Origin of the sequence: Castellaniella sp., assembly GCF_004321985.1 — a bacterium.
Taxonomy (GTDB): Bacteria; Pseudomonadota; Gammaproteobacteria; order Burkholderiales; family Burkholderiaceae_B; genus Castellaniella.
The window spans coordinates 66,308-80,982 of sequence record NZ_SCQN01000011.1 but is presented as its reverse complement, the minus strand read 5'-3'; the positions used below and the strand labels follow the sequence as shown (position 1 = coordinate 80,982).

At 64.7% G+C, this 14,675-nt stretch carries 13 protein-coding genes; 5 read left to right on the top strand and 8 right to left on the bottom strand.

Translation table 11 applies throughout. From position 1 onward, the window contains the following. Window position 1 precedes the first annotated feature (1 nt). The 5 genes from EPN31_RS02705 to EPN31_RS02685 are packed head-to-tail and all read left to right on the top strand — an operon-like array spanning window position 2 to window position 5,015. Complete coding sequence (locus tag EPN31_RS02705; RefSeq protein WP_291769133.1) at window positions 2-1,135, top strand: ABC transporter permease; 1,134 nt, start codon at window positions 2-4, stop codon at window positions 1,133-1,135. 25 nt (window positions 1,136-1,160) lie between these two features. Continuing rightward, the gene (gene phbB / locus EPN31_RS02700; RefSeq protein WP_291769130.1) at window positions 1,161-1,925 is read left to right on the top strand and encodes an acetoacetyl-CoA reductase; all 765 of its coding nucleotides are present in this window, start codon (window positions 1,161-1,163) and stop codon (window positions 1,923-1,925) included. 20 nt (window positions 1,926-1,945) lie between these two features. After that, on the top strand, window positions 1,946-3,100 hold the full coding sequence (locus EPN31_RS02695; RefSeq protein ID WP_291769127.1) for an efflux RND transporter periplasmic adaptor subunit: 1,155 nt from the start codon (window positions 1,946-1,948) through the stop codon (window positions 3,098-3,100). Beyond that, window positions 3,097-4,299 carry an ABC transporter permease gene (locus tag EPN31_RS02690; protein ID WP_291769125.1) on the top strand — a complete coding sequence of 401 codons (1,203 nt, stop codon included), beginning with the start codon at window positions 3,097-3,099 and terminating at the stop codon, window positions 4,297-4,299. The genes EPN31_RS02695 and EPN31_RS02690 overlap by 4 nt, the downstream gene beginning before the upstream one ends. Before the next feature lie 5 nt (window positions 4,300-4,304). Continuing rightward, on the top strand, window positions 4,305-5,015 hold the full coding sequence (locus EPN31_RS02685; protein ID WP_291769121.1) for an ABC transporter ATP-binding protein: 711 nt from the start codon (window positions 4,305-4,307) through the stop codon (window positions 5,013-5,015). A 21-nt stretch (window positions 5,016-5,036) separates the two neighbouring features. Here EPN31_RS02685 and EPN31_RS02680 read toward each other — a convergent pair whose 3' ends face one another. From EPN31_RS02680 to EPN31_RS02645, 8 genes are all read right to left on the bottom strand, one after another. Continuing rightward, window positions 5,037-5,990, bottom strand: a complete 954-nt coding sequence (locus tag EPN31_RS02680) for an FAD:protein FMN transferase (protein WP_291769119.1) — start codon at window positions 5,988-5,990, stop codon at window positions 5,037-5,039. Continuing rightward, window positions 5,971-8,181 (bottom strand): PepSY domain-containing protein, encoded by a 2,211-nt coding sequence (locus EPN31_RS02675; RefSeq protein WP_291769116.1) that lies wholly within the window; start codon window positions 8,179-8,181, stop codon window positions 5,971-5,973. The genes EPN31_RS02680 and EPN31_RS02675 overlap by 20 nt, the downstream gene beginning before the upstream one ends. A gap of 5 nt (window positions 8,182-8,186) precedes the next feature. Beyond that, window positions 8,187-8,663 carry a DUF2271 domain-containing protein gene (locus EPN31_RS02670; RefSeq protein ID WP_291769113.1) on the bottom strand — a complete coding sequence of 159 codons (477 nt, stop codon included), beginning with the start codon at window positions 8,661-8,663 and terminating at the stop codon, window positions 8,187-8,189. Window positions 8,664-8,685: 22 nt separating this feature from the next. Then, a complete protein-coding gene (locus tag EPN31_RS02665; RefSeq protein WP_291769110.1) occupies window positions 8,686-9,048 on the bottom strand; it encodes a PepSY domain-containing protein in 363 nt (120 codons plus the stop codon). 217 nt (window positions 9,049-9,265) lie between these two features. Next, entirely contained in the window at window positions 9,266-10,528 is a 1,263-nt protein-coding gene (locus EPN31_RS02660; RefSeq protein WP_291769108.1) for a CaiB/BaiF CoA-transferase family protein, read from the bottom strand. A 10-nt stretch (window positions 10,529-10,538) separates the two neighbouring features. Continuing rightward, the gene (locus tag EPN31_RS02655) at window positions 10,539-11,726 is read right to left on the bottom strand and encodes an acyl-CoA dehydrogenase (protein WP_291769105.1); all 1,188 of its coding nucleotides are present in this window, start codon (window positions 11,724-11,726) and stop codon (window positions 10,539-10,541) included. Between the two features lie 29 nt (window positions 11,727-11,755). Continuing rightward, window positions 11,756-13,117, bottom strand: a complete 1,362-nt coding sequence (locus tag EPN31_RS02650) for an aspartate aminotransferase family protein (protein ID WP_291769100.1) — start codon at window positions 13,115-13,117, stop codon at window positions 11,756-11,758. Beyond that, a complete protein-coding gene (locus EPN31_RS02645) occupies window positions 13,086-14,633 on the bottom strand; it encodes a PLP-dependent aminotransferase family protein (RefSeq protein ID WP_291769097.1) in 1,548 nt (515 codons plus the stop codon). Before EPN31_RS02645 ends, EPN31_RS02650 begins: the two co-directional genes overlap by 32 nt. Window positions 14,634-14,675 lie beyond the last annotated feature (42 nt).

Sequence of the window (14,675 nt, the reverse complement as noted above, 5' to 3'; positions counted from 1 at the left end):
TATGAAAAAGCATCCCGCCTACGGAACGATCTGGCGCCTGGGCATCAAGGAGCTCTGGAGCCTGTGGCGCGATCCCGTCATGCTGGTGCTGATCCTCTTTTCCTTCACGGTGTCGGTCTACACCGCCGCCACGGCCGTGCCCGAAACCCTGCATCATGTCTCCATCGCCATCGTGGACGAGGACCATTCTCCCCTATCCCAGCGGATCACGGCGGCGTTCTATCCACCCCAGTTCATTACGCCGGCCATGATCAGCCACGAACAGGTGGATCCGGGGATGGACATCGGCCGCTACGCCTTCGTGCTGAACATTCCGCCCGATTTCCAGCGCGACATGCTGGCCGGACGCCCGACTGAAATCCAGATCAACGTCGACGCCACCCGCATGAGCCAGGCCTTCACCGGCAACGGCAATATCCAACAGATCATTCAGGGCGAGATCGCGGACTTCATGCGCGGGCGCAGCCAGACCGCCAGCCCGTCCGCGGGCCTGGCCCTGCGCGCGCGGTTCAACCCGGCCCTGGAAAAATCCTGGTTCGGCGGCCTGATGGAGATCATCAACCAGATCACCATGCTGTCCCTGATCCTGACGGGAGCCGCCCTGATCCGCGAACGGGAACATGGCACCATCGAACACCTGCTGGTCATGCCCGTCACACCAACCCAGATCATGCTCTCCAAGGTCTGGTCCATGAGCCTCGTGGTGCTGGCCGCAGCCGCCCTGTCGCTCAACGGCGTCGTCCGCGGACTGCTGGGCGTGCCGATCGAAGGATCCCTGCCGCTGTTCTTCGCCGGCGCGGCCCTGCACCTGTTTGCCATGACCGCCATGGGCATCTGGCTGGCCACGCTGGCGCGCAACATGCCGCAATTCGGCATGCTGATGATCCTGATCCTGCTGCCCATGGAGATGCTCTCGGGCGGAACGACGCCGCGCGAAAGCATGCCCCTGCTGGCCCGGGATCTGATGCTGGCCGCGCCCACCACCCATTTCGTCGAACTGGGGCAGGCCATTCTGTACCGGGGCGCGGGCCTGGACGTGGTCTGGCCCTCGTTCCTGGCTCTGCTGATCATCGGTTCCCTCATGTTCCACTTGTCGCTGCGCCGCTTTCGGTCCACGATCGGCAGCATGGCCTGAAGGGTCCACACCGCAGGAGTTCCTCATGTCTACTCTCGTCTCCACTTCCACATCCCACACTGCACTCGTCACCGGTGGCACCGGCGGCCTGGGACAAGCCATTGCCCGTGCCCTGCACGCGCAAGGCCACACCGTATTGGTGACGCACTCGCCGGGCAACGACCACGTCCAGGCGTGGCTCAGCCAACAGGCCGCCGAGGGCTATCACTTCCAGGCCTACGGCACCGATGTTGCCGACGAAGCCGCTTGCCTGGCCATGGCCGAACGCATTCGGGCCGACAGCCACCGGGTGGACATTCTGGTGAACAACGCCGGCATCACCCGCGACAGCACCTTCCGAAAGATGCGAAAGTCGGGCTGGGACAGTGTGCTGCGCACCAATCTGGACTCCATGTTCAATGTCACCCACCCCTTCGTCGATGACATGATTGAAGCCGGTTGGGGCCGCATCGTGAACATCGCTTCGATCAATGGAAGCAAGGGCCAGTTCGGCCAGACCAACTACGCCGCAGCCAAGGCCGGCATCCACGGATTCACCAAGTCGCTGGCCCTGGAGCTGGCGCGCAAGGGCATCACCGTCAACACGATCTCTCCCGGCTACATGGACACGCCCATGGTCGCCTCCGTCCCCCGCGACGTGCTCGAGAGCCAGATCATCTCCCAGATTCCGGTCGGCCGCTTGGGCCGTCCGGAAGAGATTGGCGCGCTGGTAGCCTTCGTCTGCGGCGACCTGGCCGCGTTCATGACAGGCAGCAACCTGGCCATGAATGGCGGCCAGCACATGTACTGATCAGGGATCGGAGCGCGCCCATGAAGACTCTGCCCTTCAACCGGAAACACGCGTCGCTGGCTGCATTGGGACTGGTCCTGCTGGGGCTGTTTCTGTATGTCGTCCTGCAATCCGGGCCGCTGGCCCGCATTCCGGTGACCACGGCCCGGATCCAGGAGGCCTCCATCCACCCGGTACGCTTTGGCATCGGCACGGTTGAGGCCCGCCAGGTCCACCGGATAGGCCCGACCCTGACGGGGCGGGTGTTACGGCTGGACGTGGACGTGGGCGACGCCGTACGAGCGGGCCAGACGCTGGGCGAACTTGACCCGGTGGACCTGGACGATCGCATCCGGGCCCAGGTGGCGGCGCTGTCTCGCGCGCATGTCATGGCGCGGGAATCCCGCATCCGCCAGGACCGGGCCCAGGTCCAGCTACACCGCTATGAAACGCTGTTGAAGGCATCGGCCATCAGCGAGGAAACCGCCAGCGACAAGCGGCACGAACTAAATCTGGCACAGGCCGCCCTGCAAGCCACCACGCAGGACATCGAACGTCTGCAAGCTGAGCTGGCCGCACTGCACACCCTGCGGCGCAATCTGACACTGGTCTCGCCCATCGATGGCTTCGTCCTCACCCGCGAGGCGGATCCAGGCACGACCTTGATGGCCGGACAGACGGTCGTCCAGGTGATCGCGCCGGATACGCTCTGGATCAACGCGCGCTTTGATCAGGCGGGCCCCGCCGGTCTGTCCGAAGGGCTGACGGCCCGGATCGTGCTGCGATCCCGCGGGCCGGATCCGGTCGGTGGCAAGATCGCCCGCATCGAACCGGTTGCCGACGCAATCACCGAAGAGCTGCTGGTCAAAGTCGCCTTCGATACCCTGCCCACTCCACCGCCAGCCCTGGGTGAATTGGCGGAAACCACGGTGGAATTGCCAGCCACTTCACCTGGCCCCGTGGTGTCCAACTCGGCCATCCGCCATCAGAAGGGACAACCGGGGGTCTGGCGACTTCAGGATGGGCATCCGACGTTCACGCCCATCCGCGTCGGAGCCACCGATGCTCGAGGCATGGTCCAGGTGCTGGACGGACTACGGGTCGGCGATCTCGTCATCGTCCATAGCGCCAGTCCGCTGACGGCCCGCAGCCGGGTCCGCGACACCGGCCAGGCCCAGTCGGAGCCTGCGACATGATCAGCCTGGCCGGACGCGACATCCTGCATGCCTGGGGAAAATTCCTGTTTACCGGCATCGGCCTGGGCCCGCTGATCGGTGTCACGCTGATCATGGCGGGTGTCTACCGGGGCCTGGTCGCCGACGCGCAGGCCTTGCTGGACAACAGCAGTGCCGACCTGTGGGTCGTGCAGCGCAGCACCCAGGGACCGTATGCCGAAAACTCCAGCCTCCCGGACGACGCCTACCGCCAAATCCTGGGACTGCAGGGCGTGGCTCAGGCGGCCAACGTCACCTACCTGACCATGCAGGCGCGCCATCGCGACCGTGACGTCCGTATCATGGTGGTAGGCGTAGCCCCGGGCATCCCGGGCGCGACCCCAGGCTGGCCGCCGCATCTGGTGGCCGGCCGCCAGATCGTCCTGGGCCACTACGAAGCGGTGGCGGACGTGGCGACCGGCTTCGTCCTGAGCGACCGGATCACCATCCGCCGCCATGAATACACCGTCGTCGGCCAAACCCGACGCACGGTATCCTCCAGCGGTGATCCGATGGTCTTCATTCCGCTGAAAGACGCGCAGCAGGCCCAGTTCCAGAAAGACAACGACGCCATCTGGCAGAGTCGCCGGCGCGCATCGGCCAACCCTGGCCTGAACCAGCCTGGGAACGATTCGGCCCTCCGAGCCGTGCTCGAAAGTCAGGCGGCCAACCCGTACGTCAATGCCGTCCTGGTGACACTGGCACCAGGCGCGGATGCCGACGAGCTTGCCGCCCGGATCCGGCGCTGGGCGCACCTGTCCGTCTACACGCGGGCACAGATGGAAACCATTCTGGTGGACAAGCTGGTTGCTTCTTCGGCGCGGCAGATCGGCATGTTCCTGGTGATTCTCGCTTTGGTCAGCCCGGCCATCGTGGCCTTCATCATCTACACCCTGACCATGGACAAGATCCGCGAAATCGCCGTGCTCAAGCTGATCGGCGCGCGCAACCGCACCATTGCCGGGCTGATCCTGCAGCAGGCCCTGGCCCTGGGATTGATCGGCTTCATGGTGGGCAAGATCGCAGCGACGTTCTCCGCCCCCCTCTTTCCCAAGTACGTGCTGCTGATGCCGGCGGATTCTATCGCAGGTCTGGCGGCCATCCTGCTGATCTGCGCTCTGGCCAGTCTGGTAGCCATCCGCGTCGCCCTACGGGTCGATCCTGCCAACGCGATCGGCTGAATGTCATGAATGATTCCGGCATCCTCATTGAAGGCCTGAGCAAACGCTATGGCCAGGGCGATACGTCCGTGCTGGCCCTGCGCGACGTCAACCTGTCGGTCGCGGCCGGGGAGGTCGTGGGTCTGATCGGCCCGTCGGGCTCGGGCAAGAGCACACTGCTGAAGTGCCTTGGGGCCGTGATCGATCCGACCAGCGGGCGCATGACATTGGGCGGCGAGATCATCTACGACGACGGCTGGCGCGTGAAGGATCTGCGGGCACTGCGCCGCGACCGAATCGGCTTCATCTTCCAGGCGCCCTATCTGATCCCATTCCTGGACGCCACTGACAACGTGGCGCTGCTGCCGATGCTGGCGGGCACAGGTAAGCGCCAAGCGCGTGCCCGTGCACTGGAAGTGCTGGCCGCGCTGGAGGTCGAACACCGCGCGCATGCCATGCCCCAGCAACTGTCGGGCGGCGAACAGCAGCGGGTTGCCATCGCGCGCGGATTGATCAACCGACCGCCGGTCATCCTGGCCGATGAACCGACGGCTCCTCTGGACAGCGAACGCGCCCTGTCGGTCGTGCGCATCCTGCACCACATGGCGCGACAGTACCGGACGGCCATCATCGTGGTGACACACGATGAAAAAATCATCCCGACCTTCAAACGAATCTACCGCATACGAGATGGAGCTACCCACGAGGAAGTGGGCGAAGGCCGGCCATTCGAATAATCCCGGCCGCGACGAACGGGATCAGGGCACGAAGCGGCCCAGTCCGAATTCCACCAGCCGATCTTCTCTTCGCAGCAGGAAAAGGGCGTCCAGCCCCACGCGTCGCGCCAGGCCCGGCCCTTCGTCCGGTCCCGCCACCAGCAGCGCCGTCGCCCAGGCATCAGCGTCCATGCAGGTGGCCGCCAGCACAGTGACGGACGCCACTGAATTGTGCACTGGCGCCGCCCGGCGGCCATCCATCGTGTGCGCCAGGCGTTGACCACCTACCTGGACCCAGTGGCGGTAGTCGCCCGAGGTCGCTACGGAAAGGTCGGCCAGTTCGATGACCCCGTGTGCCGCGCGGCGTCCTTCCTGCGGACTTTCCAGGGCCACCGCCCAAGATTGGCCGTCGGCCCGGGCGCCACAGGCCCGCAGTTCTCCGTCCAGGCTCACCAGGGCGTGGCCAATACCGTGCAGATCCATGACCCGAGCCATCCGATCCACGGCATAGCCCTTGGCGATCCCACACAGATCCAGGCACAGGGGTGCACGCTTGCGCGCCCGTCCCTGCACCGGGTCGACGTCCAGCCAAAGATGGGCCGGACGATGGTCGGCGGCAGCCTGCCGGATGGCGGCCGGATCAGGCACGTCCGCAGTTGCTCCAAAGCCCCAGGCGTTGACCAGGCTGCCGACAGCTGCATCATAAGCGCCGCCACTCAAGGTGCCGACATCCATCGCCCGCGACAGTACTTCGAGGATAGCTGCCGGCAGCGCCACCCATTCCTCCGGCGCCGCCCGGTTCAAACGCATCAAATCGCTGTCCGGTTTCCAGGGCGACATCTGCGCGTCGACCAATTCCACGGCCTGAGCCAGATCGCGCGACAGCGCCTCGTGGTCAAGGCCCGGCAGTGCCTGATAACGGGCCGCCCAGCGCGTACCCATGGTGGGACCGCTCAGGGTCGACTCGACGGTCAAATCAGAAAACGTCTTCAGCATAGCGGCCTCTCTCCCGCAACTGATGCACGCTCAGGGTCAGAGGAGCCAGGATTTCGTTCAGCGCCTCGACGACCCCGCTCGCCATGGGCCGGCTCCCGCAGACCCGCAGCACGGCGCCCTTGGAGACCAGCGTCCGCAAGCGATCCGCGTCGCGGCGCAGCGCGTCCTGCACATAGCCTCCACCACCCTTGACCCTGGAAAAGGCCGTGCACAATGCGGACAGCCGCCCTTCACTCAGCCAGCGGCGGATGACCGTACCAAAATAGAAGTCCTGATCCGGATTGCGCGCCCCAAAGTACAGGAACATGGGCGTCTTGCGGGCATTGGCGCGGATGAAACCAGCCAGGGGAGCAACCCCGGTGCCTGCCCCGATCAGCACGACGGGATGGCGCGACGCATCCAGGGTGAAACCGGGGTTGGACTTGATGAAGGCCTGGATGCAGTCGCCGGGCTTGAGCCCGTACAGGAAGCCGGAGCAGACGCCGTCAGGCATCCGCCGAACGCAAATTTCCAGAAAGCCATCGCGGAAACTCGAGGCCAAGGAATAGTAGCGAGGCACCGGGTTGCCGGGTGGAACGACGCCCACCAGATCGCCTGCCTTGAAATTCGGCATGCTCCTGCCCAGCAGCCGGGCGAATAAGCCGCGATCCTGCCAGCGCAGGCGCAGGATTGCGGTTGGGCCGACGCCGCCGCCCTCATAATCCTGCCGTTCCGCCAATTCCAGGGAAAAGGTCGGCGGGATACGCGGCACATAGTTCAACGTCAGTCTTTCACCCAATGCCTCGGACAGGACCGTCCCCCAGCGGCCGAACTGCTGCGCCGACTGCTGATGGATGCACTCCAGCGGCAGGGTTTGTGGCCAGCCGGAGGCTCGCAGGACCCGATCCAGCGCCTCGGCATAGCCGCAGAAGGCCGGGAACTGACGGTCGCCGAAGCCCAGTACAGACACAGGTATGGCCCCGGTCGCCAGACCAGCGATCCGGTCCAGCGCTCGTGCCGCATGGGCCGGGGCCTGACCATCGCCATAGGAAGCCGCCAGGATGAACACTTGGCGGGCGGAGCCTGGCGCCTGGAACCGTTCCAGCGGCGCAGTGTGGACCACATGACCATTGCGCACCAGGGCGTCATGCAGGGCCTTGGCAAAGCCCCAGGTCGTGCCGCCCTCGCTGGCCACGAAGATCAGCACATCGGCCCGGCGCGCCGGGCTATTGTCCGCCAGGCGCGGTACCCGACCTCGGCCCTCGCGCCAGGTCAGGAGCCCGGACACCCAGAAGACCGGGATGCACAGGCCGACCAGGGACAGGACCAGGGCCCAGGCCCACAAGCCTTGGCCGGTGTGCAAAGCGTAGACCCAGTCATAAAGGATACGGGTCGTGGCCGCCGGCTGCCAGGCCAGCATATTGCCGCTGCGCCGGTCGATCCAGCCATCGCCGGCATCGGTGGAAACAGTCCAGACGTCCTCCGGGTCATCCGCCGCTGGAAAATTCAGCTTGCGCAGGCTGTTGGCCGACAGAGCCTGCAGCAACGGCAGGGATTCCGCTGCTCGGTCCGGCTGCTCGGCGGGCGCGGATACGACGTCAGGCTCCGTGCCCGAGTCAGCTGGAATCAGGCTGAAGGTCGTCGCGCTCATGTAGAGCGCGGTCAGCGAGGACAAGGCCAGGACCAGCACCAAGGTGCGGCCGCTGACCCCGTGGATGCGCTGGGCCGTGGTTCCGCGAATACGTTCGGAAACGAGACGACGCCAGCCACCCAGACGCCGGACCAGCATCAGCGTCCCGGACAGCGTCAGCAGCAGCATGGCCAGCGCAACCGCAGCCGCCCCCAGACGGCCCGGATCGTTCAGCATGAAGGACCGGTGCAGATTGCGCACCCAGCGCTCGACGGCGGACGCCTGGTAGTCGCCCAGCGCCTGGCCACTGGCCGGATCGATCCGGCTGGCGCGGGCTTGGCCGCCGTCGAAGAAATAGACGACGATATCCCCGGACGGCAGGCGGCGGATCTCCTCGATCCCGGGAATTCGGTCTGCCGCCCGCTGCGCGACGACCGCCACCGTCAGACCCGGTTCAGCCTGGACGGCCTGCCAGGTGTCGCGCACCGGGAAGAAGGCCAGGACCAATCCGGTGACCCCGGCCACCAGGGCGAGAGTCCCGGCCCACAGACCCAGCCAGCGATGAACCTGCCGCCATTGCACGACGATCACTTCACCTGATAAGAAAATGACTGAATGAACTGGCGGCCGGCGGTGGACTGGCCAGCGCCAGCCGTGGTCAATGGAACGCGGATTTCGGACGGGCTGTCGCGCATGTCCTCCACGGCAGCGTCGACGTGAATCTCGTAGCCAGCATCGAACAAGGCGTCGGCCAGATCGGCCGTCACCTTCAGCGTCCGGCCCTCACCCACGCTGGCGCCCGTCACGCCATCCAGCCCAGCCGTGTGCCCGGCCGACAGCCGTTTCCAATCGCCCAGGTGCTTGTAATACTTGGCCTTGCGGCCCGCCACCCACAATGTGCCCGCGAGAGCGCCCCGGGCATCGGTCAGGTAGACCGCCAAGTAGGCGCCATCGCCACCATAGTTCTTCAGAGTCATGGACAATGTCACCGTGCGGCCCTGCGCCAAGGCGGGAACGGCCAAGGTGGTGGCGGCCAGCAGGGCCGCAATTGAAAAGGTCTTCATGGACAATGCTCCTGTGGAAGTTTCAGTCGGCCGCGCCCGGCGCGGCACCGGGGGAATCCCGATGGTCCTGGTCGCGACGGCGGTCGCGATCACGATCACCGTGGTCGCGATACTTGATCTTCACGATCTCCAGCGTCTCGGGATCGAGCTTGGCCTTGAAGGCGCGGCCCTGAGCATCCTCACCGCGGACTTCATAGCAGCCTTCGTCGATCTTGACGCGTTTCAGATCCCAACCCTTCTGGCGGGCCACTTGGGTGACGGCTTCTCGAGTCTGCCAGCGTGCGACGGGCGCGTCGCAGTCATCACTGGCCGTCGCCGGCCCAGCAGCCAGGCCCAGCGACGCGGCCAACAGACAGGCGCCGAACGTGTTCCAGGATTTCTTCACGGCGGGTCCTCATTCATCCGGCTACCGCCGGGCGGCAGCCATGCCTCTATCATAAGGACGGAAACAGTGGCGTCGGATGAACGCGGTGGCGGTATGCGCCCAATAAGCACGAAAATTGACGTCGCTCAAATCCGCTGGCGCGGAGACACCACGGACGGAAACACTGCAAGCCGAACGGTCGGCGCTCACGCGCTGCGCCACGTCAGACCCCGAACAGTCAGATCACGTCACGTTCGCGCAACGCGCGGATGGCCTGCGGACTCATGCCCAGCAGGCCCCGCAGCACCTCGTCGGTATGCGCGCCCAGGGACGGCGGCGGCAGGCGGTAATCCACCGGCGTGTCAGACAGCCGCATCGGGCTGGCGACCAGCGGAACCGGCCCTACACCCGGGTAATCCATCGTGATCCGCAGATCGCGCGCACGCACTTGCGGATCGGCAAAAACGTCCGTCAACCCATTGATGGGCCCGCAAGGCACGGCGCGAGCCTCAAGCGCCTGCACCCAGGCAGCCGTGGTGCGTGCCGTGGTCATGTGGCGCAGGATGGGGATGAGCGCGTCCCGATTGCGCACGCGCGCCTCGTTCGTGGCAAAGCGCGCATCCGTCGACAGGTCGGGCTGCCCAGCCTCTGCGCAAAACCGGGCGAACTGGCCGTCGTTGCCGATGGCCAGGATCATGTAGCCGTCGGCCGTCGGAAAGTCCTGATACGGCACGATGCTGGGATGGGCGTTCCCCAGGCGTGCCGGATCATGCCCGGTGGCCAGGTAGTTCATCGCCTGGTTGGCCAGACAGGCGACCTGCACGTCGAGCAACGCCATATCGACATGCTGACCCACGCCGGTTCGATCACGCGCGGCCAACGCAGCCTGGATCGCATTGGCGGCGTACAGCCCGGTCAGAATGTCGGTCAACGCCACACCGACCTTCATCGGACCGCCGCCCGGCTCACCGTCGGGACGTCCCGTCACGCTCATAAGGCCACCCAGGCCTTGCACCAGGAAATCGTACCCGGCACGCGCCGCATAAGGGCCGGTCTGCCCGAATCCCGTGATGGAGCAATACACCAGGCCAGGATTCAGCGCATGGAGGCTTTCATAATCCAGCCCATAACGAGCCAAGCCGCCGACCTTGAAGTTCTCGACCAGCACGTCGCTCCTGCCGGCCAGATCCCGGATCAGCGCCTGCCCCTCGGCGACGCCAATATCGATCGTGACCGAACGTTTGTTGCGGTTGGCGCACAGGTAGTAGGCCGCTACCTGATCACCCGGTTGTTCTCCCGAGAACCAGGGTGGCCCCCAGGAGCGGGTGTCGTCTCCCGTGCCGGGCCGTTCGACCTTGATGACGTCAGCCCCCAGGTCCGCCAGAATCTGCGTAGCCCAGGGACCGGCCAGCACCCGGGACAGATCCAGGACCCGAATGGACGACAGCGCCCCCGGGATCAGCTCCGCGCCGGATTCCTGTACCCCGCGTGTGGTGGCCATGACCAATGCCTCAGTTGGCAAACGCCGCGATCCCGGTGATGGCACGACCCAGGATCAGCGCGTGCACGTCGTGCGTGCCTTCGTAGGTGTTGACGACTTCCAGATTGACCAGATGACGCGCAATGCAGAATTCGTCTGATATACCGTTTCCACCCAGCATATCGCGCGCCACGCGGGCGATGTCCAGCGCCTTGCCACAGGAATTGCGCTTGATGAGCGAGGTGATCTCCACGGGCGCTGTGCCCTCGTCCTTCAGGCGTCCCACGCGCAGCACGGCCTGCAAGCCCAAAGTGATCTCGGTCAACATGTCGGCCAGCTTCTTCTGGATGAGCTGATTGGCTGCCAGCGGCCGGCCGAACTGCTGTCGATCCAGCACATACTGGCGCGCCGTTTCGTAGCAGGCCTCGGCGGCCCCCAGTGCACCCCAGGCAATGCCGAAGCGCGCCGAATTCAGGCAGGTGAAGGGGCCCTTCAGGCCGCGTACTTCCGGGAACGCGTTTTCCTCCGGGACAAAGACTTCGTCCATCACGATTTCGCCCGTGATGGACGCGCGTAAACCGACCTTGCCGTGAATGGCGGGCGCCGACAGCCCCTTCCAGCCCTTTTCCAGAATGAAGCCACGAATGTCGCCAACCTCGTCCTTGGCCCAGACGACGAACACGTCGGCGATCGGGCTATTGGTGATCCAGGTCTTGGCGCCCGTCAGACTGTATCCGCCCGAAACCTTCCTGGCGCGTGTGGACATGGAGCCCGGGTCCGAACCGTGGTCAGGTTCGGTCAGGCCGAAACAGCCGATTGTCTCGCCAGCAGCCAGCTGTGGCAGATATTTCTGTTTCTGGGACTCGGTCCCGAAGGCGTTGATCGGCACCATGACCAGGGAGCTTTGCACGCTCATCATCGAGCGATAGCCGGAATCCACGCGCTCGACTTCGCGCGCAATGAGTCCATAGCTGACGTTATTCAGCCCCGCCCCACCGTACTGCTCGGGCAATGTCGCCCCCAGCAGACCCAGTTCCCCCATCTCGCGGAAGATGGACGTATCTGTTTTCTCTTCGCGAAAAGCCTGCTGCACGCGTGGCTGTAGCCTGTCCTGGCAATAGTCGCGCGCCGCATCTCGGATCATGCGCTCGGTGTCGGTGAGCTGCTGGTCCAGCAGCAGCGGATCCAGCCATTGGAACTGGGGTCGGGAAGAAGGCATGGGACGGCTCCTGAAAACGATCCTGAAAGCTAGAGTGTACGGGCAACCTCGTCCAACGACTGCGTGAACAGATCCACCATCTGGTCGATCTGTTTCTCAGTGATGATGAGCGGGGGGCAGAAAGCGATGCTGTCCTTGATGCTGCGCAGGATGAGGCCATTGTTCTGGGCCTGCTGGACCACCCTGGCACCCACCGACCCCGGTGGGTCGAACGGCGCATGTGTGGCCCTGTCGGAGACGAGTTCCACCGCGCCAATCAGACCAACCCCGCGAACCTCGCCTACCAGCAGGTGATCCGCAAGGGCACGCAGTCTGCGCTGCAGGACCGCGCCACAACGAGCCGCGTTGCCCACCAGGTCGCGCTCTTCGATGATCGCAATGTTTTCCAGTGCCACCGCCGTCGCGACGGGATGGCCGCTGGCCGTATAGCCGTGGCCGAAGGTGCCCAACTCGCCCGAATGGTGGGCAATGACCGAGGCCACACGCTGGTTGATCAGCACTGCCGCCAGCGGCTGGTAGGAGGACGTGATCTGCTTGGAGAGCGTCATGAAATCAGGCGTGATGCCAAACAGGCCGGATGCGAACATCTGGCCTGTGCGGCCAAAACCAGTGATGACCTCATCGGCGATCACCAGCACATCATGCTTGCGGCAGACCGCCTGGATCTTTTGCCAGTAAGTCTCCGGCGGCACGATGACGCCGCCGGCACCCATGATGGGCTCACCGATGAACGCGGCCACGGTATCCGGGCCTTCGGCCTGGATCAGCGACTCCAGCTCATTGGCCAGTCGGTCAGCAAAGGCGGATTCGGATTCGCCCGGCTGCGCCTCGTGGTACCAGTGCGGACGGCGCACGTGGCGGATCTGTGGCAAGGGCAAATCGAAGTCCTTGTGCAGATAGGGCAAGCCGGTGAGACTCGCCGCCGCCACGGTGACGCCGTGATATCCGCCGTCACGCGCGATGATCTTCTTTTTCTTCGGACGGCCCAGGGCGTTGTTGTAGTACCAGACCATCTTCACGATGGTGTCGTTGGCCTCGGACCCGGAATTGGTGAAAAAGGCCTGAGCCATCCGGCCTTCGGTCAGGCTGATCAGCTTTTCGGCCAGTTTGATCGAAGGCACGTTCGCCTTGTGGCTGAACGTGTGATAGAACGGCAGGCACTCCATCTGCCGCCGAGCGGCTTCTGCCAGGCGTGGCTCGCTGAACCCCACAGCCACGCTCCACAGACCGGACATGCCCTCGATGTAGCGCTTCCCGGTGGTGTCGAAAACGAAGATCCCGTCGCCCCGCTCCATGATGCAGGGGCCCTGCCGCCTGTGTTCCTCCGCATTGGTGTAGGAATGCAACTGATAGCTGATGTCACTGCGTGCCAGTGCGTCTTGTGTCGTCACGACGACCTCCCTTGGTCTGCATCGATTGAAGATAGCGGCCGATGACCTGCGCCAGTGTGTCAAAGGCGGGCCGGATCTCATCGGGCGTCACCCCGGCATAACCCAGCAGCAAGCCGGACCGGGCATGAGCCCGGTCCAGATAATAGGTGCTCAGAGGACGGGTAACGACACCCTCGCGCAGCGCATCGCGCACCACGACCTGATCATCCACGGTATCTGGCAACGCCAGAATCAGATGCAGGCCCGCATCGCCGCCCACCACATCCAGCCTATCGCCGAAATGGTGGTGGATCTCGCTGATCAGACAGTCCCGGCGCTCCGCATAGCGCCGGCGCACACGACGAATATGAGACGCGAGATGCCCGTTTCGGATGAATTCGTTGAGAATCGCGTGATGCACCATGTTGCCCTCGCGGTAGAGCTCGGCCACCGCGTCGGCAAAGGCCAGCGACAAAGGCTCCGGCACCACCAGGAACCCCACCCGGAGACCTGGGCACAGCGTCTTGCTGAAGCTGCCCGCATACAAGACCCGCCCCGCATCATCCATACCCTGAAGCGAAGGCAGGGGCCGGCTGCCATAGCGGAATTCGCTGTCGTAATCGTCTTCCAGCACCCAGCAGGACACCTGCTGCGCATAGTCCAGCAACATGCGGCGGCGCGCCAGGCTCATCACCATGCCCAGCGGGTACTGGTGCGACGGTGCCACGACGATGAGGCGCGGCGGGTGCTCGCGATCCTGTTCTCTGGGCCAGATGCCCTCGTCGTCCACCCGGATGGGTACAGGCCGCAACCCCGCCGTAGCCACCAGATTGCGAACGCCCCAATAGGCGGGCTCCTCGATCCAGACGGAATCGCCAGGATCACAGAGCAGCCGCACGGCTACGTCGATCCCCTGGTGAATTCCAGTGGTCATGATTACCTGTTGTGCGGAACTGCGCACTGAACGCACGCTGTTCAGGTAGTCCGAGATGGTCTGGCGCAGCGGCCCGTAGCCGCCTGCCGGCGCGTAGCGCATCAGATCCCACGGACCCTCGCGCCAAAGGCGATTCTGGATGCGCGACCAAGTCTTGAGCGGAAACTCGCGCACGTCGGGCACCCCCGGCATGAACGCCCCCGCCTGCCGGCTGGAAAAGCCCAGGTGCGCCAGCAGCGCGCGGCCCCGCCGGGACAGATCGTGGCCGATGGGACCCTTGTGTTCAGCAGTCCCAGGGGTTTCTCGAAACGAAGCAGCAGGCTGCAGCAAGTCCTGGCTGATGTCTTCGACATAGGTGCCGCGGCCCACCCCGGCATGTACATAGCCCTCTTCCGTCAGCTGCTCGTAGACCTGCAGCACCGTGTTGCGGGCAATACCCAGATCCGCCGCCAGACCGCGCGACGACGGCAGGCGTGCGCCGGCCGCCAGATGCCCCTCCAGAATGGCCCTACAGATAAGATCGTAGAGCCTGGAATACGCAGGGCCATCACCCGACGAGAAGAAATACTGCTGCAGCCACTCTGAGAGAATGAAGGCTTTCAAATTGGCCCCATTAAATTTATAGAAATGGATCTATTTGATGAA